The organism is Kitasatospora sp. NPDC057738 (assembly GCF_042798815.1).
GTDB classification, from domain to species: domain Bacteria; phylum Actinomycetota; class Actinomycetes; order Streptomycetales; family Streptomycetaceae; genus Kitasatospora; species Kitasatospora lactacystinica.
This window is the reverse complement of the sequence record NZ_JBHVJT010000007.1, coordinates 93,485-113,227: the sequence shown is the minus strand read 5'-3', so window position 1 is coordinate 113,227 and position 19,743 is coordinate 93,485. Positions and strand designations below refer to the sequence as shown.

General features: G+C 73.2%; 9 protein-coding genes. 7 read left to right on the top strand and 2 right to left on the bottom strand.

The genetic code is table 11. The annotated features are described in order from the left end of the window. The first annotated feature begins 48 nt into the window (after nucleotides 1-48). Complete coding sequence (glgX, locus tag ACFVGO_RS05980; RefSeq protein ID WP_380630933.1) at nucleotides 49-2,319, top strand: glycogen debranching protein GlgX; 2,271 nt, start codon at nucleotides 49-51, stop codon at nucleotides 2,317-2,319. Nucleotides 2,320-2,329: 10 nt separating this feature from the next. On the opposite strand, the gene ACFVGO_RS05975 is transcribed toward glgX, so the two are convergent. Next, nucleotides 2,330-3,757: a family 2B encapsulin nanocompartment shell protein gene (locus ACFVGO_RS05975; RefSeq protein ID WP_380348692.1), complete on the bottom strand. Its 1,428-nt coding sequence runs from the start codon at nucleotides 3,755-3,757 to the stop codon at nucleotides 2,330-2,332. A gap of 236 nt (nucleotides 3,758-3,993) precedes the next feature. On the opposite strand from ACFVGO_RS05975, the gene ACFVGO_RS05970 reads away from it, so the two are divergent. Both ACFVGO_RS05970 and ACFVGO_RS05965 read left to right on the top strand, forming a co-directional pair. Continuing rightward, nucleotides 3,994-5,889 (top strand): ABC transporter ATP-binding protein, encoded by a 1,896-nt coding sequence (locus ACFVGO_RS05970; RefSeq protein WP_380630932.1) that lies wholly within the window; start codon nucleotides 3,994-3,996, stop codon nucleotides 5,887-5,889. After that, entirely contained in the window at nucleotides 5,886-7,733 is a 1,848-nt protein-coding gene (locus ACFVGO_RS05965) for an ABC transporter ATP-binding protein (protein WP_359901418.1), read from the top strand. Before ACFVGO_RS05970 ends, ACFVGO_RS05965 begins: the two co-directional genes overlap by 4 nt. A gap of 167 nt (nucleotides 7,734-7,900) precedes the next feature. Here ACFVGO_RS05965 and glgP read toward each other — a convergent pair whose 3' ends face one another. After that, entirely contained in the window at nucleotides 7,901-10,579 is a 2,679-nt protein-coding gene (gene glgP / locus ACFVGO_RS05960; protein WP_380630931.1) for an alpha-glucan family phosphorylase, read from the bottom strand. A gap of 1,115 nt (nucleotides 10,580-11,694) precedes the next feature. On the opposite strand from glgP, the gene ACFVGO_RS05955 reads away from it, so the two are divergent. The 4 genes from ACFVGO_RS05955 (at nucleotide 11,695) to glgB (ending at nucleotide 19,613) form a co-directional block, all read left to right on the top strand. Beyond that, nucleotides 11,695-13,650: an alpha-1,4-glucan--maltose-1-phosphate maltosyltransferase gene (locus ACFVGO_RS05955; protein ID WP_359901567.1), complete on the top strand. Its 1,956-nt coding sequence runs from the start codon at nucleotides 11,695-11,697 to the stop codon at nucleotides 13,648-13,650. Beyond that, the gene (gene treS / locus ACFVGO_RS05950) at nucleotides 13,647-15,371 is read left to right on the top strand and encodes a maltose alpha-D-glucosyltransferase (protein WP_380348689.1); all 1,725 of its coding nucleotides are present in this window, start codon (nucleotides 13,647-13,649) and stop codon (nucleotides 15,369-15,371) included. The genes ACFVGO_RS05955 and treS overlap by 4 nt, the downstream gene beginning before the upstream one ends. 251 nt (nucleotides 15,372-15,622) lie before the next feature. Next, on the top strand, nucleotides 15,623-17,113 hold the full coding sequence (locus ACFVGO_RS05945; RefSeq protein ID WP_359901409.1) for a maltokinase: 1,491 nt from the start codon (nucleotides 15,623-15,625) through the stop codon (nucleotides 17,111-17,113). Between the two features lie 61 nt (nucleotides 17,114-17,174). Beyond that, a complete protein-coding gene (glgB, locus tag ACFVGO_RS05940; protein WP_380630930.1) occupies nucleotides 17,175-19,613 on the top strand; it encodes a 1,4-alpha-glucan branching protein GlgB in 2,439 nt (812 codons plus the stop codon). Nucleotides 19,614-19,743: the final 130 nt, after the last annotated feature.

Genomic DNA, 19,743 nt, shown 5'->3' with positions numbered 1-19,743 from the left:
GAGAAGGTGAACGGGGTCCGGGACACCCCGCCCAGGGAGGGTGCGGCCATGGCGTCAGGGCAGGAGCTGGAAGCCGGGGTACGGCCGGTCGGCGGTCCGCACCGCACCGCCGAACCGCCCTGGCCCGGCAGCTGGCAGCCGCTCGGCGCCCGCTGCCGCACCGACCGGCGCGGCCGCCGGGGCACCAACTTCGCGCTCTGGGCGGCCGGCGCCGAGGCCGTCGAGCTGTGCCTGTTCGACGAGGACGGCCGGGAGAGCCGGCACCACCTCACCGAGCAGGACGTCCAGGTCTGGCACGGCTTCCTCCCCGGCGTGCGCCCCGGCACCCGCTACGGCTTCCGCGTGCACGGCCGCTGGGACCCGTGGACCGGCGCCCGCTGGAACCCGGCCAAGCTGCTGCTCGACCCGTACGCCCGTGCCGTGGACGGCTGTTACACCTCGCACGACGCCGTCTGCTCCGCCGTCCGCAACTGGCCCGAGGCGGACGTCGCCGACACCGTCCGGGACAACCGCGACTCCGCGCCGTACGTGCCCAGATCCGTGGTCGTCCACGACGACGACGACTGGTCCGACGACCACCGCCCGAGGACCCCGTGGGCCGAGACGGTGCTCTACGAACTGCACGTGCGCGGCTTCACCATGCGCCACCCCGAGGTCCCGCCGCAGCTGCGCGGCACCTACGCCGGCCTCGCCCACCCCGCCGCCGTCGCCCACCTCACCCGCCTCGGGGTGACCGCCGTCGAGCTGCTGCCGGTGCACCAGCACGCCAGCGAGGACCACCTGCAGGCCCGCGGACTGGTCAACTACTGGGGCTACAACACGATCGGCTACTTCGCCCCGCACGCCGGCTACTCCGCCTCCGGCTCCCGCGGCGGCCAGGTCGGCGAGTTCAAGCGGATGGTCCGCGCCCTGCACGCCGCCGGGATCGAGGTGATCCTGGACGTGGTGTTCAACCACACCGCCGAGGGCGGCGCACTCGGCCCGGCGCTCTCGCTGCGCGGCATCGACAACGCCGCCTACTACCGCCTCCCGCCCAACCGCCCCCGCGGCTACGCCGACTACACCGGCTGCGGCAACACCCTGGACACCCGCCGCCCCCAGGTGATCCGGCTGATCACCGACTCGCTGCGCTACTGGGTCGCCGAGATGGGCGTGGACGGCTTCCGCTTCGACCTGGCCGCCGCGCTGGCCCGCGGCGGCCCGAACGGCGGCGACGCCGTCGACATGGACCACCCCTTCCTCGCCGCCGTCGCCCAGGACCCCCTGCTCAGCCGGGTGAAGCTGATCGCCGAGCCCTGGGACGTGGGCCCGGGCGGCTACCAGGTCGGCGGCTTCCCCCCGCTGTGGGCCGAGTGGAACGACAAGTACCGCGACACCGTCCGGGACTTCTGGCGCGGCGCCCGCCCGGACGTGCGCGAGCTCGGCTACCGCCTCTCCGGCTCCTCCGACCTCTACCAGCGGGCCGGCCGCCGCCCGGGCGCCTCGGTCAACTACGTGACGGCGCACGACGGTTTCACCCTGCGCGACCTGGTCTCCTACGACCGCAAGCACAACGAGGCCAACGGCGAGGACAACCGGGACGGCACCGAGGACAACCGCTCCTGGAACCACGGCGCCGAGGGCGAGACCGCCGACCCGGCGGTCAACTCCCTGCGCCTGCGCCAGCTGCGCAACCTGACGGCCACCCTGCTGCTCTCCGCCGGCGTCCCGATGATCACCGCCGGCGACGAGCTGGGCCGCACCCAGGGCGGCAACAACAACGCCTACTGCCAGGACAACGAGGTCGGCTGGCTGGACTGGTCGCTGCTGGAGCAGCCCGGCTGGCAGGAGCTGTGCGAACTCACCGCCCGGCTGGTCCGGCTGCGCCGGGCCCACCCGGTGCTGCGCCGCCGGGCGTTCTTCTCCGGCCGCGCCACCGCCCCCGGCGGCCGGCCCGACCTCGTCTGGTTCACCCCGCGGGGCACCGAGATGACCGAGGCCGACTGGTTCGCGCCGACCGCCTGCCTCGGCATGCTGCTCTGCGGCACCGCGCTGTCCGAACGGGACGAGGCCGGACTGCCGCTGAGCGACGACAGCTTCCTGCTGCTGCTCAACGCGGGCCACGAACCGGTGGTGTTCACCCTGCCCGACGAGCCCCGCGCGGCGCCGGCCGCCGGGCGGGAGGCGATGACCGGTCGGGAGACGGCGGCCGGGCGGGAGACGGCGGCCGGCTGGGAGACGGTGGTCGACACCGCCGCGGGCCCGGACGGACCGTGCCCGCGCGGCGCCGTCGTGCTCGGCGGACGCTCGCTGCGGCTGCTGCGCGCGCCCGCCGTCTGAGGGCTCGGGCTCAGCCGCGGGCGTGCCCGAGCTCGACGTTCTCCAGCACCCCGATCGCGTCCGGCACCAGCACCGCCGCCGAGTAGTAGGTGCTGACCAGGTAGGAGGCGATCGCCTTCTCGTCGATGCCCATGAACCGCACGTTCAGGCCCGGCTCCAGCTCGTCCGGGATGCCGACCTGGGTGAGGCCGACCACGCCCTGGTTGTCCTCGCCGACGCGCATCGCGATGAACGCGGTGGTCTGCTGGCCGGACACCGGGATCTTGTTGCACGGGAAGATCGGCACCCCGCGCCAGGTCGGCCGCTGCTTGCCGAGGACGTCGACGGTGGACGGGTAGACGCCGGCCCGGTTGCACTCCCGCTCGAAGGCCGCGATCGCCCGCGGGTGGGCGAACAGGTAGTCGGTGTCACGGCGCATGCTCAGCAGCTCGTCCAGGTCGTCCGGGGTGGGCGCCCCGGCGCGGGTCTGGATCCGCTGGTCGAAGTCGGCGTTGCCGAGCAGGCCGAACTCCGGGTTGTTGATGATCTCGTGCTCCTGCCGCTCCCGCAGGGCCTCGACGGTCAGCCGCAGCTGCTCCTCGGTCTGGTTCATCGGCTGGTTGTAGAGGTCCGCGACCCGGGTGTGCACCTTGAGCACGGTCTGCGCGACGCTCAGCTCGTACTCGCGCGGCTTCAGCTCGTAGTCCACGAAGGCGCCGGGCAGCTCGTACTCGCCCCGGTGGCCGGCCGAGAGGTCGATCCTCGCCTCGCCGTGCTCGTTCTGCGCCTGCGCGACGTCGGCGGCGAAGCCCAGCAGCTGCTCGCGCAGCGGCTCGGAGCGGCCGATCAGCTCCTGGAGCACCGGCCAGGACAGCGTCATCGCGACCCCGGAGGTGTTCGCCCGCACGGTGTACGGCCAGGTGCCGCCGCCCTCGGTGATCGCCTCGTCGCCGAGGTGGTCGCCGTCCGCGAGCGAGCCGAGCACGGTCTGCTCGCCGTACTTGCCGGTGCCGATCCGGTCCACCTTGCCGTGTGCGATCAGGAACACCTCCTCGATCGGCTCCCCCTCCCGCACCAGCACGTCGCCCTGCGCGAAGTCCCGCTGCACGAACCGGCGGGCCATCTCGGCCAGCACCTCCTCGTCCTCGAAACCGCGCAGCGCCGGAACCTCGGCCAGCGAGGGGGCGATCACCGTCACCGCGGAGCCGGTCTTCGCGAAGCTCACCCGGCCCTGCCCGGGGGCGAAGCTCAGCCGCCGGTTGACCCGGTAGGTGCCCGCGCTGACCTGCACCCACGGCAGCATCCTCAGCAGCCAGCGGGAGGTGATCTCCTGCATCTGCGGCTTCGACTTGGTCGTCGTCGCCAGGTTCCGCGCCGCGGTCGTGCTGAGGCTGAGCTGGGCCCGTACCTGCACGATTGCGGAGCCGGGCCCTGGGGTGGGTTCGGTTTCGACCGTCATGTGTGCACTCCTGTCACTCGCGCATCAAAAGGCATCCGTCAGAAGGTGTCATCGGCCGATCAGCAGGGCGCTCGCAAGAGGCGCACGGCGCACTCCTCCCCGCACGAACGGCTGCGCGCGCCCCCCGTCCTTGGCGCCCGACCCGGCCATTCGGGTGGCCGGTTCTCGGCGGGCCGCACCGACAGGGGCGAAAAACCGGATGAGAAGTGACGGGCTCTGTGCCTACCCTCACCGCGATGGCCGAGAACAGGCAGGACCACGACAACCCGCCCCAGGGAAGCCCCCGAACCGACGGCCCCGGGGAGCCCGGCAGAACCGGCGAACCCGACGGAACCGGCCGGACCGGGCCCGGGCCGCGGCACTCCGCGGTCCGCTCCCTGCTGCGCCTGTGGCCGTACGCCCGCGCCGTCCGCGGCCGGCTGGCCGTCTCGGTGACGGCCGCGACGCTCGCCATGCTGAGCACCCTCGCCGTCCCGGTGGTCCTCGGCCGGATCGTGGACGGCCCGGTCGCCGAGCGCGACCTCGCCGGCCTCTGGCCCCTGGTCGGCCTGCTGCTGATCCTCGGCCTGGTCGAGTCGGCGCTGTTCTACACCCGCCGGGTGGTGCTGGCCCGCCCGCTGGCCGGGCTGGAGACGGCGATGCGCGGGGACCTCTTCGCCAAGCTCCAGCGGCTGCCGGTCTCCTTCCACGACCGCTGGGGCTCCGGCCAGTTGCTCTCCCGGGCCACCGCCGACATGTACACCATGCGGCTGTTCCTGGCCTTCCCGCTGGTCTTCCTGATCGTCAACTCGGTGATGTTCCTGGCCGGCACGGTACTGATGTTCACCCAGGACTGGCGGCTCGCCCTGATCGCCCTGATCCCGGTCGTCCCGCTGTTCGTGGTCACCCGGCGGTTCGAGACCGGCTACTCCGGCGCCACCCGGCGCGCCCAGGACCAGAACGGGGACCTCGCCACCGTGGTCGAGGAGTCCGTCCTCGGCATCCGCATCCTCAAGGCCTTCGGCCGCCACCGCTCGATGGCCGAGCGCTTCCGCGCCCAGTCCCAGGAGCTGCGCCGCACCGAGCTGCGCAAGGCGCACCTGCTCGCCAACCTGTGGGCGATCACCGTCGGCCTGCCGGAGATCGCGCTGGGCTGCGCCCTCGCCGTCGGCGCCTACCTGGTGGCGAACGACGGCCTGAGCGCCGGCACCCTGGTCGCCTTCCTCTCCACCGCGCTCGCGCTGCGCTGGCCCGTCGAGTCGCTCGGCTGGCTGCTCGCCTACGGCAACGACGCGGCCACCGCCACCGACCGCTTCTTCGAAGTGATGGACGAGCCGGAGACCCCGGACCCGGGCACCTCCGCCGAACTCGCCGCCGCGGACGGCATCCGCTTCACCGGCGTCCGCTTCCGCTACCCCGACGCCCCCGGGGACAGCCCCGACCTGCTGGCCGGCATCGACCTGCACGTCCGCAGCGGCGAGACGATGGCCCTGGTCGGCGCCACCGGCAGCGGCAAGACCACGCTCACCGCCCTGCTCCCCCGGCTGTACGACGCCACCGCCGGCACCATCACGCTGGACGGCCGGGACGTCCGCGAGCTGCCCCGGCAGCGGCTGCGCGAACTCGTCGCGGTCGCCTTCGAGGAGCCCACCCTGTTCTCCGCCACCGTCCGGGAGAACGTCCTGATGGGCGCCCCGGGCGCCGGCGAGGAGCAGCTGCGCACCGCCCTCGCCACCGCCCAGGCCGGCTTCGTCGAGAAGCTCCCGCAGGGCCCGGACACCGAGGTCGGCGAGCAGGGGCTGAGCCTGTCCGGCGGCCAGCGCCAGCGCCTCGCGCTGGCCCGCGCGGTGGTCGGCGACCCGGCCTTCCTGGTGCTGGACGACCCGCTCTCCGCCCTGGACGTGCACACCGAGGCCCTGGTCGAGCGGGCGCTGCGCGAGGTCCTCGGCACCACCACCGCCCTGGTCGTCGCCCACCGCCCCAGCACCGTGCTGCTCGCCGACCGGGTCGCGGTGCTGGCCGACGGCCGGATCGCGGCCGTCGGCACCCACCAGGAGCTGCTGCGCGACTGCGCGCACTACCGAGAACTGATGTCGGGCGAGGCCGCCCCGGTGCCCGAGGGCTCCCTCGCGTCGAATGGAGGGCACGCATGACCACCACCGCCGAACCCGTCCGGACCGGGCCCGCCGAGCCGGCCGAGGAGGAGCTGCCCGCGCCTCCCGCCGACGAGGAGGACATCCCCGTCCCGCCGGGTGCTCCCCGGGCGCTGCTGCGCTCGCTGCTCGGCCCGCACCGGGCCCGGATCACCATCGCGATGGTGATCATCCTGGTCCAGCAGGCCGCGCTCCAGTCCGGGCCGCTGCTGGTCGCGGTGGCGATGGACCGCGGCATCCCGGCGCTGCGCGAGCACGACTCCGGCCCGCTGATCGCGGTGGTCGCGGCCTACCTGTTCTGCGCGCTGCTCAGCCCGGTGCTGCAGTGGGCGTTCATCAAGATCAGCGCCCGGGTCAACCAGGACATCGTGCTGGAGCTGCGCGGCCGGATCTTCCGGCACGCCCAGCGGCTCAGCCTGGACTTCCACGAGCGCTACACCTCGGGCCGGATCATCTCCCGCGCCACCAGCGACATCGACGCGCTGCGCGAGCTGCTCTCCGAGGGCCTGCAGGAGCTGCTGACGGTCTTCCTGTCGGTCTGCTACATCTCGGTGCTGCTGCTGGTGCTGGACTGGCGGCTCGGCCTGGTCTCGCTGGCGGCCTTCCTGCCGCTGGCCCTGATCGCCCGCTCCTTCCGCCACCGCTCGCGCCGGGTCTACCGGCGCTCGCGCACCTCGGCGGCCTCGCTGATCGTCCGCTTCACCGAGACCATGAACGGCATCCGTCCGGTGCAGGCCTTCCGCCGCGAGAAGGCCAACGACGCCGCCTTCGCCGTGGTCAACCAGCAGTCCGCCACCGCGACGGCGGACGGCCTGCTGGAGATCGCCCGCTACGTCGGCCTCTCCCGCGCCACCGCCAACCTGTGGACCACCGGCGTGGTGCTGCTCGGCGCCTACCTGGTCGTGGACGACGCGCTGGAGCTGGGCGTGCTCACCGCCTTCGCGCTCTACCTGCGCCGGCTCTTCGACCCGATCGACCAGCTGGCGATGTTCCTGAACAGCTACCAGTCGGCCGCCGCCGCCCTGGAGAAGATCTCCGGCCTGCTCGCACACGAGCCGACCGTCGCCGAGCCGGCCGAGCCCGTCGAGCTGCCCCGGGCCGACGGCAAGGGCCGGGCGGTGGCCTTCGAGGGCACCCGCTTCGCCTACCGGACCGGCAAGGAGGTGCTGCCGCCCTTCGACCTGTCGATCCCGGCCGGGCAGACGGTGGCGGTGGTCGGCGCGACCGGCGCGGGCAAGTCGACGGTCGCCAAGCTGCTGGCCCGCTTCTACGACCCGACCGACGGCCGGATCCGGCTGGACGGCGTGGAGCTGCGCGACCTGGCCACCCCCGAGCTGCGGCGCGGGGTGGTGATGGTCACCCAGGAGTCCTTCCTGTTCTCCGGCACCGTCGCCGAGAACATCGCGATCGGCCGCCCCGGCGCCACCCGCGCGGAGGTCGAGCAGGCCGCCCGCGACATCGGCGCGTACGGGTTCATCGCCGCCCTGCCGGACGGCTTCGACACCGACGTGCGCAAGCGCGGCGGCCGGATCTCGGCCGGCCAGCGCCAGCTGGTGGCCTTCGCCCGCGCCCTGCTGGCCGACCCGGCGGTGCTGATCCTGGACGAGGCGACCAGCTCGCTGGACGTCCCCGGGGAGCAGGCCGTGCAGCGGGCGATGCGCACCGTGCTGGCCGGCCGGACGGCGGTGATCATCGCCCACCGGCTCTCCACCGTGGAGATCGCCGACCGTGTCCTGGTGATGGATCAGGGCCGGATCGTGGAAGATGGCTCCCCACAGGAGCTGATCGACGGCTCCGGCCGTTTCGCCGCCCTCCACCGGGCCTGGCGGGACAGCCTGGTCTAGGGCCCTCCGGGCCCCCATGAATGTGCCCGCCCGGGTGCGCCGTCACGCACCCGGCCGGGCCTCCCCACTTCCCGACCGGACCTACGGGCCCGGCCGCGGCCGCGGTTCACGGCCGCCCCGCGGGCCGCCGCCGTCCCCGCCGGGACGCACGGCAGCCGCCCGCGGGGTCAGCGCAGCAGTCCGGCGTCCATCCCGGCCGACTCGGCCGGCAGGGCGACCAGCCCCAGCTCGGCCGGCGAGGCCAGCCGGGGGTGCGCGGGCAGCACCCGGACGGTGTAGCCGAACGGGCCGGTCCGGCACAGCTCCAACGAGCCCTCGTACCGGGTGCGGCCGTCCAGGTCCGGACCGCCGACCGGCTTGAGGGCGAGCAGGCAGGCGTCCGAGATCCGGTCCCGTTCGTCCACCCGGCCGGAGACCGCCTGCACCTCGACGTCGCCCGGTTCCAGCGTCCCGAGCGCGACCTGCACCCGCAGCGCCAGCGAGCTGCCCAGCTCCTGCGCCTCGGCCGGGCAGTCCGCCTCGACGTGCTCGACCCGGACGGCCGGCCACGCCTCCCGGACCTTCGCCTTCCAGACCGCCAGCTCGCGCGCGCCCGTGAACCGCTCGGTCGCGTGCTGCCCCGCCAGCTCCCGCTGGGCCTGCGCCGCCGGGGCGTACAGCCGTTCGACGTACTCCCGGACCATCCGCCCGGCCAGCACCTTGGGCCCGAGGGTGACCAGGGTGTGCCGGACCATGGCGATCCACTGCTGCGGCAGCCCGTCGGCGTCCCGGTCGTAGAACCGGGCGGCGACCTGGTTCTCGATCAGGTCGTAGAGCGCGGCCGCCTCGATGTCGTCGCGCCGCTCGGCCTCGCCGCTGTCCGGGTCGAGCGCCCCGCCGCTCTCGTCGGCGGTGGGGATCGCCCAGCCGTTGCGGCCGTCGAACCACTCGTCCCACCAGCCGTCCAGGACGGACAGGTTGAGGCAGCCGTTGAGCGCGGCCTTCATCCCGGAGGTGCCGCAGGCCTCCAGCGGGCGCAGCGGGTTGTTCAGCCAGACGTCGCAGCCCGGGTAGAGGCGCTGGGCCATCGCCATGTCGTAGTCCGGCAGGAAGACGATCCGGTGCCGCACCGCCGGGTCGTCGGCGAAGGCGACCATCTGCTGGATCAGCCGCTTGCCGCCGTCGTCGGCCGGGTGGGCCTTGCCGGCGACGACGATCTGCACCGGCCGGGTGGGGTGCAGCAGCAGTCCGCGCAGCCGCTCCGGGTCGCGCAGCATGAGGGTGAGCCGCTTGTACGAGGGCACCCGGCGGGCGAAGCCGATGGTGAGCACGTCGGGGTCGAGCACCGAGGAGACCCAGCCGAGCTCGGCCGCGCCGGCCCCGCGCCGGCGCCAGGAGTCGTGCAGCCGGCGGCGGGCCTCCTCCACCAGCTGGGCCCGCAGGGTGCGCCGCAGCTCCCAGACCTCGGTGTTGCCGATGCGTTCCAGTCCGCTCCAGCGCCGGGTCTCGCCGGTGGTCATCGCCTCCTCGGCGCGCTCGGCGCCGAGTTCGGCGGCGCCGAGCCGGACCACCGCCGGGTCGATCCAGGTGGCGGCGTGCACGCCGTTGGTGACCGAGGTGATCGGCACCTCCGCGGGGTCGAAGCCGGGCCACAGGCCGTTGAACATCGAGCGGCTGACCTCGCCGTGCAGGGTGGAGACCCCGTTGGCGCGCTGGGCGAGCCGCAGGCCCATGGCGGCCATGTTGAAGAGCTTCGGGTCCCCGTCGGGCCAGCTCTCGGCGCCGAGCGCGAGCACCTGGTCGACCGGTACGCCCGGCAGCGTGGCGTCGCCGCCGAAGTGGCGGGCGACCAGCTCGCGGTCGAAGCGGTCGATGCCGGCCGGGACGGGCGTGTGGGTGGTGAAGAGGGTGCCGGCCCGGACGGCCTCCAGGGCGGCGGCGAAGTCGAGGCCGGCCCGGCCGTCGGCGATCAGTTCGCGGATGCGTTCGACGCCGAGGAAGCCGGCGTGGCCCTCGTTGGTGTGGAAGACGTCGGGGGCGGGGTGCCCGGTGAGCCGGCAGTAGGTGCGCACGGCCCGGACGCCGCCGATGCCGAGCAGCATCTCCTGGAGCAGCCGGTGCTCGCTGCCGCCGCCGTACAGCCGGTCGGTGACGTCCCGCTCGGCCGGCGAGTTGGCCTCGATGTCGGAGTCGAGCAGCAGCAGCGGGACCCGCCCGACCTGGGCCTTCCAGATGTGGGCGGCCAGGGTGCGGCCGCCGGGCAGGGCGAGGTCGACCCGGCCGGGGGTGCCGTCGGCCTCCCGCAGCAGGCTGACCGCGAGTTCGTCCGGATCGAGCAGCGGATAGCGCTCCTGCTGCCAGCCGTCCCGGCTCAGGGACTGCCGGAAGTAGCCGTGCCGGTAGAACAGGCCGACGCCGACGACCGGCACGCCGAGGTCGCTGGCGGCCTTGAGGTGGTCGCCGGCCAGGATGCCGAGTCCGCCGGAGTACTGGGGCAGCGCGGCGGCGATGCCGTACTCGGGCGAGAAGTAGGCGATCGCGGCGGGCAGCGGGGCGGCGTCGGACTGCTGTTGGTTCTGGTACCAGCGGGGGCCGGTGAGGTACTCGCGCAGGTCGTCGGCGAGGTCGCCGAGTCTGCGCAGGAAGCGCCGGTCCGTGGCGAGTGCGGCCAGTCGGGCGGCCGGGACGTCCCCGAGCAGCCGTACCGGGTCCTCGCCGGTCGCGGCCCAGACCTCCGGGTCCACGGACCGGAAGAGGTCCCTGGTCTCGGGGTGCCAGGACCAGCGCAGGTTGAGGGCCAGCTCGTGCAACGGCTGGAGTTGTTCGGGCAGGACGGTGCGGACGGTGAATCTGCGGATTGCCTTCACGGCGTGAAGCGTAGCCTCGGCGGTCGGCCCGACAGTGCGTCAAGTGGGCTATTGGGCATCCGTTCGGGCTATTGATGAGATCGCATTCGGCGCATTGGTCTGCACGAGGGGCGCGCGAGGCGCACATTTCGGGGGCCCGCGCTACCAATACGTGAACTCTTCGGTACGACTCCATTTCCGGGGGCCCGTCCACCCGGGAGAAGGCCCGAAACTACTGTCGTACCGCTGCAAAAACCTTGTCGCCGGTGCGAGGATGACCGAAGGTCGTTGGTGCTGTGGGGAGAGCGACGACGGGTGGCGTCCCCCGCGAAGCAGCACGTCCGAATCCTTTTCGCGTTGGCCGTTCCCGTCCTTCTTAGCCCATTCGGCGCTCACCGCGCACGGACGCGTGTCCTGACGCCCGGCCCGCTCGTTCACGGGTGGACCGGGTCGGCCGGGGCGTGGCCCGCGCAGGCGTGCGCCGGGACGTACACGGGCTCCGGGGCGTCCCACCACCGGCTCGGCGGGCGCCGGGCAGGTTGCCGGGAACAGCGGCGCGGGCAGGCTCCGGTGGCACGTCCTCCCCACCCAGCAGTCCTCCGGTACTCCCCCGGCCCGACCCCGGCCCGCGGGGAGCTGCCGCCGATCTCGGGCAGGAGCTTGGCATGCACGGCGACACGCGGGACCAGTCCACACCGGTGGCCGAAGGCCTCGACGCAGCGGTCGCGGAATCCGCCGGACGGATGGATTCTGACACTCGGACAGATCCGGCGATGCCGGCGCCGAGGGCGTCCGGGGCGGTCGGTGGCGGATCCTCCGAAGCCCAGCCCCCCGCGGCACAGCCCTCCGCGACCCGACACCCCGGGAGCGAGGAGGACCGGACCGCGGCGCCCCGCCGGCGCACCACCACGCGCCGCACCACCGCCACCGCGTCGGCCACCACCCCGAAGGCCGGCACCGGGGCCGATCCCGCGCCGCGCCGCCGGACGGCCGCGGCCAAGGCGCCCGCCGAACCGGCGACCGCCCGCCGGACCGCGGCCGAACCCGCCGGGAGGACCGTCGGCAAGGCCGCCGCCAAGCCCTCCACCAAGCCCTCCGCCAAGCCCTCCGCCCGCAAGACGACAGAGAGCGACACCGTGATCGGCCGCATCCCCGTCCTGGACGTCAGTCCCCTCGTCGACGCCGGCCGCCGCCCGGCCAAGGCCGTCGTCGGCGAGACCTTCCCGGTCACCGCGACCGTCTTCCGCGAGGGCCACGACGCCGTCAACGCCAACGTGGTGCTGCGCGACCCGCGCGGCCGCAGCGGCCCGTGGACGCCGATGCGCGAACTGGCCGAGGGCACCGACCGCTGGGGCGCGTACGTCACCCCGACCGCGCCCGGGCGCTGGTCGTACCTGGTGGAGGCGTGGAGCGACCCGGTCGCCACCTGGCGCAGGACCGCCGCGGTGAAGCTGCCCGCCGGGATCGACACCGCGCTGGTCCTGGAGGAGGGCGCCCGGCTGCTGGAGCGGGCCGCGGCCGGGGTGCCCAAGAAGGAGGGCCGCGCCGACGTGCTGGCCGCCGCCGACGCGCTGCGCGACCCGACCCTGCCGCCGCTGTCCCGGCTGGCCGCCGCGCTCGCCCCCGAGGTGCTCGACGTGCTGGTCCGCCACCCGCTGCGCGAGCTGCTCAGCGCCTCCCGCCCGCTGCCGCTCCAGGTGGACCGCGAACGCGCGCTGTTCGGCTCCTGGTACGAGTTCTTCCCCCGCTCGGAGGGCGCCGTGGTGGACCCGGCCGGCGTCGAGCCGCCGCGCCCGGGCAACCTGCGCACCGCCGCCGAGCGGCTGCCGGCCGTCGCCGCGATGGGCTTCGACGTGGTCTACCTGCCGCCGGTCCACCCGATCGGCCGAGCCTTCCGCAAGGGGCCGGAGAACACCCTGACGGCCGGTCCGCACGACGTCGGCTCGCCCTGGGCGATCGGCTCCCCCGAGGGCGGCCACGACGCGGTCCACCCGGACCTCGGCACCATCGAGGACTTCGACCACTTCGTCGCCGAGGCCCGGGCGCTGCACCTGGAGGTGGCGCTGGACTTCGCCCTCCAGTGCTCCCCCGACCACCCCTGGGTGAACAAGCACCCGGAATGGTTCAGCCACCGCGCGGACGGCACCATCGCGTACGCCGAGAATCCGCCGAAGAAGTACCAGGACATCTTTCCGGTCAACTTCGACCAGGACATGGACGGAATCGTCAAGGAAACCATCCGGATCCTCCGGTTCTGGATGTCCCACGGCATCCGGATCTTCCGGGTCGACAACCCGCACACCAAACCGGTGGCGTTCTGGGAGAACGTGCTCGCCGACGTCGCCCGGACCGACCCCGACGTCGTGTTCCTGGCGGAGGCCTTCACCCGCCCGGCGATGATGCACACCCTGGCGAAGATCGGATTCCACCAGTCGTACACGTACTTCACCTGGCGCACCACCAAACCGGAACTCACCGAGTACCTCACCGAACTCACCGGTGACGCCGCCGCCTACATGCGGCCCAACTTCTTCGCCAACACCCCGGACATCCTGCACGCGTACCTCCAGCACGGCGGCCGGGCCGCCTTCGCGGTCCGCGCGGTGCTCGCCGCCACCCTCTCCCCCAGCTACGGCGTCTACGCCGGCTACGAGCTGTACGAGGACGAGCCGGCCCACCCGGGCTCCGAGGAGTACCTGCACTCGGAGAAGTACGAACTGCGCCCGCGCGACTGGAGCCGCACCGACACCCTGGCCCCGCTGCTGACCGTGCTGAACCGGCTGCGCCGCCGCCACCCCGCCCTCCAGCAGCTGCGCGACCTGCGCTTCCACCCCACCGACAACGACCAGGTGCTCGCCTACTCCAAGACCGCGACCACCCCCGAGGGGCTCACCGACCAGGTCATCACCGTGGTGAACCTCGACCCGCACCACGTCCAGGAGGCCACCGTCACGCTGGACGGCGACGGCCCGTACGCGGTGCACGACGAGCTCACCGGCGCCGTCTTCACCTGGGGCCGGCACAACTACGTCCGGCTCGATCCCTCAGCCGAGCCGGCTCACCTCCTCACGGTTCGGAGGAACCCAGCGTGACAGTGAACGAGCCCGTCCCCGACACCTTCCCCGAGACCTCGAAGAAGACGCTCGACCCCGACTGGTTCAAGCGTGCGGTCTTCTACGAGGTGCTGGTGCGGTCCTTCCAGGACAGCAACGGCGACGGGGTCGGGGACCTCAAGGGGCTCACGGCCAAGCTCGACTACCTCCAGTGGCTCGGGATCGACTGCCTCTGGCTCCCCCCGTTCTTCGCCTCGCCCCTGCGCGACGGCGGGTACGACGTGTCCGACTACACCTCGGTGCTGCCGGAGTTCGGCGACCTCGCCGACTTCATGGAGTTCGTCGACGCCGCCCACGCCCGCGGCATGCGCATCGTCATCGACTTCGTCATGAACCACACCAGCGACCAGCACCCGTGGTTCCAGGCCTCCCGGACGGACCCGGACGGGCCGTACGGCGACTTCTACATGTGGGCCGACGACGACAAGCAGTACCCGGACGCCCGGATCATCTTCGTCGACACCGAGACGTCCAACTGGACCTACGACCCCGTCCGCAAGCAGTACTTCTGGCACCGCTTCTTCTCGCACCAGCCGGATCTCAACTACGACAACCCCCGGGTCCAGGACGAGATGATCGCCGGGCTGCGGTTCTGGCTCGACCTCGGCATCGACGGCTTCCGGCTGGACGCGGTGCCGTACCTGTTCGCCCGCGAGGGCACCAACTGCGAGAACCTGCCGGAGACCCACGAGTTCCTCCAACGGGTCCGCAAGGAGATCGACGCCAACTACCCGGACACCGTGCTGCTCGCCGAGGCGAACCAGTGGCCGGAGGACGTCGTCGACTACTTCGGCGACTTCGCCTCCGGCGGCGACGAGTGCCACATGGCGTTCCACTTCCCGGTGATGCCGCGGATCTTCATGGCGGTGCGCCGGGAGTCCCGCTACCCGGTGTCGGAGATCCTCGCCAAGACCCCGCAGATCCCCGGCGGCTGCCAGTGGGGGATCTTCCTGCGCAACCACGACGAGCTGACCCTGGAGATGGTCACCGACGAGGAGCGCGACTACATGTACGCGGAGTACGCCAAGGACCCGCGGATGCGCGCCAACGTGGGCATCCGCCGCCGGCTCGCCCCGCTGCTGGAGAACGACCGCAACCAGATCGAGCTGTTCACCGCCCTGCTGCTCTCCCTGCCCGGCTCCCCGGTGCTCTACTACGGGGACGAGATCGGCATGGGCGACAACATCTGGCTCGGCGACCGGGACGGCGTGCGCACCCCGATGCAGTGGACCCCGGACCGCAACGCGGGTTTCTCCTCCGCCGACCCGGGCAGGCTCAGTCTGCCGCCCATCATGGACCCGGTGTACGGCTACCAGGTGACCAACGTCGAGGCGCAGCAGAGCAGTTCGAGTTCGCTGCTGCACTGGACGCGTCGCATGATCGAGATCCGCAAGCTCAATCCGGCGTTCGGCCTCGGCGGCTACGCCGAACTGCCCTCCAGCAACCCCGCCGTACTGGCCTTCGTGCGCGAGCACGAGGGGGACCTGGTCATGTGCGTGAACAACTTCTCGCGGTTCGCGCAGCCGACCGAGCTGGACCTGCGGCAGTACGGCGGGCGGTATCCGGTCGAGCTGATCGGCGGGGTGCGCTTCCCGTCGATCGGCGAGTGGCCCTACCTGCTCACCCTGGCCGGGCACGGCTTCTACTGGTTCCAGCTCCGGCAGCCCCCGCGCCTGAGCGGGACCAGGCGATCGAAGTAACGATCCGCCGCACGCCGCACACCAGCGTGAACAGCACCATCAGACCCTCCGGGGGCGCGAGTTGAACCCCCGCGCCCCCGGAGTTCTCTGCACCACCGCGTACGGAGAACAGCCCAACGGCCACCCACACGAAGGCGTGACACCCGAGCCGTGCTCGCGTGCCGCGACCGCCGCGCCGCCGCAATCCGGAAGACTGACGGACCCGGCCACGACCCGTCGGGCAGTCCGCGTGCTTCCGGGGAAAGGGAGCCATGTCCGAAACCTCCCGTTCTCAAGCCCACCTCCAGGACGGCGCCCCCGCCGGTTCCGCCGCCGCGGCGGGCACCCGGGGCGCCGGGGTCCGGAGAACCGCCCTGGGCGTCAGCGAACTCGTCCAGGCGGCCCTGCCGCTGATCGCGGCGTGGCTGCCCACCCAGCGCTGGTACGCCGGCAAGGGGCGGCCCATCACCGGCCTCACCCCGGTGGTCGGCACCCCGCTGCAGGTCGGCGACCCGGCCCTGCTCCACCTGTTGCTACGGGTCGAGCACGCCACCACGGCCGGCGCCCCGCACGGCGACATCTACCAACTGCTGCTCGGCATCCGCTCCGGCGGGCTCGGGGACATCGGGCCCGGCGCCGTGCTCGGCCGGCTCAGCCAGGGCCCGTACGACGGCGCGACCCTCTACGACGCGGTGCACGACCCGGAACTCACCGGGCGGCTGCTGGAACACCTGGCCACCGGCGACCGCTTCGGCGCGCTGTCCTTCCGCCGCACCCCCGGCTCGGGGCTGCCCGCCAACCTCCCCGGCCGCGCCTCCACCGCCGAGCAGTCCAACAGCTCGGTCATCTACGGCACCTCGTACATCCTCAAGCTGTTCCGCCGCATCCACCCCGGCACCAACCCCGACCTCGAACTCTCGCTCGCGCTCTCGCGGGCCGGGTCCACCCGCATCCCCCGGGTCGCCGCCTGGTTCGAGAGCCGGATGGAACGCGCCGAGCCCGCCACCCTCGGACTGCTGCAGCGCTACCTGCCGGACGCCGAGGACGGCTGGGAACTGGCCCTCGACCAGGTCGGCCGGCTCAAGGGCGACCGGTCCCCGGGCAACTTCGCCATCGAGGCGCACCGGCTCGGCCGGGCCACCGCCGAGGTGCACCGGGTGCTGGCCCGCTCGATGCCGGTCGCCCGGCTCGACCGCACCCAGACCGGACGCCTGGCCGGCGCGATGGCCGACCGGCTGGACAGCGCCGTGGCCGCCGTCCCCGGGCTGCTGCGCTTCCGGGCCGCGCTGCGCGCCGCCTTCCAGCAGCTCGCCGACGCCCACCCGGACGGTCTGCCGGTCCAGCGCATCCACGGCGACCTGCACCTCGGACAGGCGATGCGCACCCCGCACGGCTGGGTGCTGCTGGACTTCGAGGGCGAGCCGGCCAAGTCCGTCAACGAGCGCCGCGAACCGCAGCCGGCCCTGCGCGACGTCGCCGCGATGCTGCGCTCCTTCGACTACGCGGCCGCCCACCTGCTGGCCGGCGGCCCGGTCGACCCGGAGCTGGCCCACCTGGCCGCCGCCTGGGCCCAGCGCAACCGCACCGCCTACTGCGCCGGCTACACCGCCGGCGGCGGCGCCGACCCGGCCGCCTCGCCGGAGCTGATGCGCGCGCTGGAGATCGACAAGGCGGTGTACGAGGTGGTGTACGAGGCCCGGCACCGGCCGAGCTGGCTGCCGATCCCGCTGGCCGCGATCAACCGGCTGGCCCTGTCCGTCTGACCCCCCGCTTCCTGTACCGCCCGCAGGAGTTCGCCCACCCCCGTCGCAGGAGGACCCCGCCGTGACGCCGATCGACCCGACCGGCCGCCCCACCCGCACCGTACCGGCCACCTTCCTGGCCGGACCGCTCCCAGCCGAAGGGCGGGCGGCCGAAGGGCGCGCCGGCCACGACCGCGAAGCGCGCCGGGCGACCGAGGAGGAGGACGCCGGGACCGCCTCCGAGCCTCCGCCCACCCCCCGGCCCGCCCCCCGGTCCGGCGCCGGAGAACCCCGGGAGGCCGGACGCCCGGCCCCCTCCGGGGCGCTGCGGCTGCCCGAGGCACCGTTGCCGCCGTCCGAGGTGGACCGGCTGGTCGGCGGGCAGCACCACGACCCGCACGCCCTGCTCGGCGCACACCCGGTGCTCGGCGGCACGGCGATCCGGGTGCTGCGCCCGTTCGCCGAACGGGTGGTCGTGGAGACCCCCCAGGGCCCGGCCGAACTCACCCACCAGCAGGGCGGACTGTTCACCGGCCTGGTGGCCGGCGGCGATCCGCCGGACTACACCCTGCTGGTGACGTACCCCGACGGCGAGCCGCTGCGCCAGCACGACGGCTACCGCACCCCGCCCACCCTCGGCGAACTCGACCTGCACCTGATCTCCGAGGGCCGGCACGAACAGCTGTGGCGGGCGCTCGGCTCGCACGTGCGCACCGTCGACGGGGTGGCCGGCACCGCCTTCGCGGTCTGGGCGCCGAACGCCGCCGGGGTGCGGCTGATCGGCGACTTCAACCACTGGAACGGCACCGGGCACCCGATGCGCTCGCTCGGCTCGTCCGGGATCTGGGAGCTGTTCGTCCCCGGCCTGGCCGAGGGCGCCACCTACAAGTACGAGGTGCACACCCGGCAGGGCTGGGTGCTGGACAAGGCCGACCCGCTCGCCCGGGCCGCCCAGTGCCCGCCCGGCACCGCCTCGGTGGTCACCTCCTCCGACCACACGTGGCAGGACGGCGAGTGGATGGCCCGCCGGGCCCGCTCCGCGCACCACCGGGCACCGATGTCGGTGTACGAGCTGCACCTGCCGTCCTGGCGCCCGGACCTCACCACCTACCGCGCCATCGCCGAGGAACTGCCGCGCTACCTCAAGGAGTTGAACTTCACCCACGTGGAGTTCATGCCGGTGATGGAGCACCCCTTCGGCGGCTCCTGGGGCTACCAGGTGTCCGGCTACTACGCCCCCACCGCCCGGCTCGGCGGCCCCGACGACTTCCGCCACCTGGTGGACACCCTGCACCGGCACGGCATCGGCGTGATCGTCGACTGGGTGCCCGCGCACTTCCCCAAGGACGACTTCGCGCTCGCCCGCTTCGACGGCGAGCCGCTGTACGAGCCGGCCGACCCGCTGCGCGCCGAGCACCCGGACTGGGGGACGCTGGAGTTCGACTACGGCCGCAAGGAGGTGCGCAACTTCCTGGTCGCCAACGCGGTGTACTGGTGCGAGGAGTTCCACATCGACGGCCTGCGGGTGGACGCCGTCGCCTCGATGCTCTACCTCGACTACTCCCGCGAGGGCGGCGACTGGACGCCCAACCAGTACGGCGGCCGGGAGAACCTCGACGCGGCCTCCTTCCTCCAGGAGATGAACGCCACCGTCTACCGCCGCTGCCCGGGCGTGATCACCATCGCCGAGGAGTCCACCGCCTGGGACGGGGTCACCCGGCCCACCGACGCCGGCGGCCTCGGCTTCGGGCTGAAGTGGAACATGGGCTGGATGCACGACTCGCTGGTCTACATCTCCAAGGAGCCGGTGCACCGCAAGTACCACCACAACGAGATCACCTTCTCGATGGTGTACGCCTACTCGGAGAACTACGTCCTGCCGATCTCCCACGACGAGGTGGTGCACGGCAAGCAGGCGCTGGTCTCCAAGATGCCCGGTGACTGGTGGCAGCAGCGCGCCAACCACCGCGCCTACCTCGGCTTCATGTGGTCCCACCCGGGCAAGCAACTGCTGTTCATGGGGCAGGAGTTCGCCCAGGGCGCGGAGTGGGACCACGAGCAGGGCCCGCAGTGGTGGGTACTCGACGAGCAGTGGCCGGCCCACCGGGACCACCTCGGGGTGCGCCGGCTGGTCGGCGACCTCAACCGGTGCTACCTCGACACCCCGGCGCTGTGGGAGCTGGACACCGTCCCGGACGGCTTCCGCTGGCTCGACGGCGGCGCCGCCGAGGACAACCTGCTCTCCTTCGTCCGGTACGCGGCCGACGGCACGCCGCTGGTCGCGGTCTGCAACTTCTCGCCGGTCGTCCGGCACGGGCACCGGGTCGGCCTGCCCCGGCTGGCGGGCCGCGAGCAGCTCTGGGAGGAGGCACTGAACACCGACGCCGAGGAGTACGGCGGCAGCGGCGTCGGCAACTCCCACCCGGTCAAGGCCGAGCCGGTGGAGTGGGACGGCCAGCCCCGCTCCGCCGAACTGGTCCTCCCCCCGCTCTCCACCGTCTGGCTCCGCCCCGCCCGCTGAGCGCCGGGCGGCCGGGGGGCGGGCAAAAAAAAGGCCCAGGGGTGCCCCCCCACCCGCGGGGGAACAGGGGGGGAATCCCCCCCCTTTTCCGACCCCCCCCGTCTTTTTCTTGGAGGGGGTCTCTGGGGTG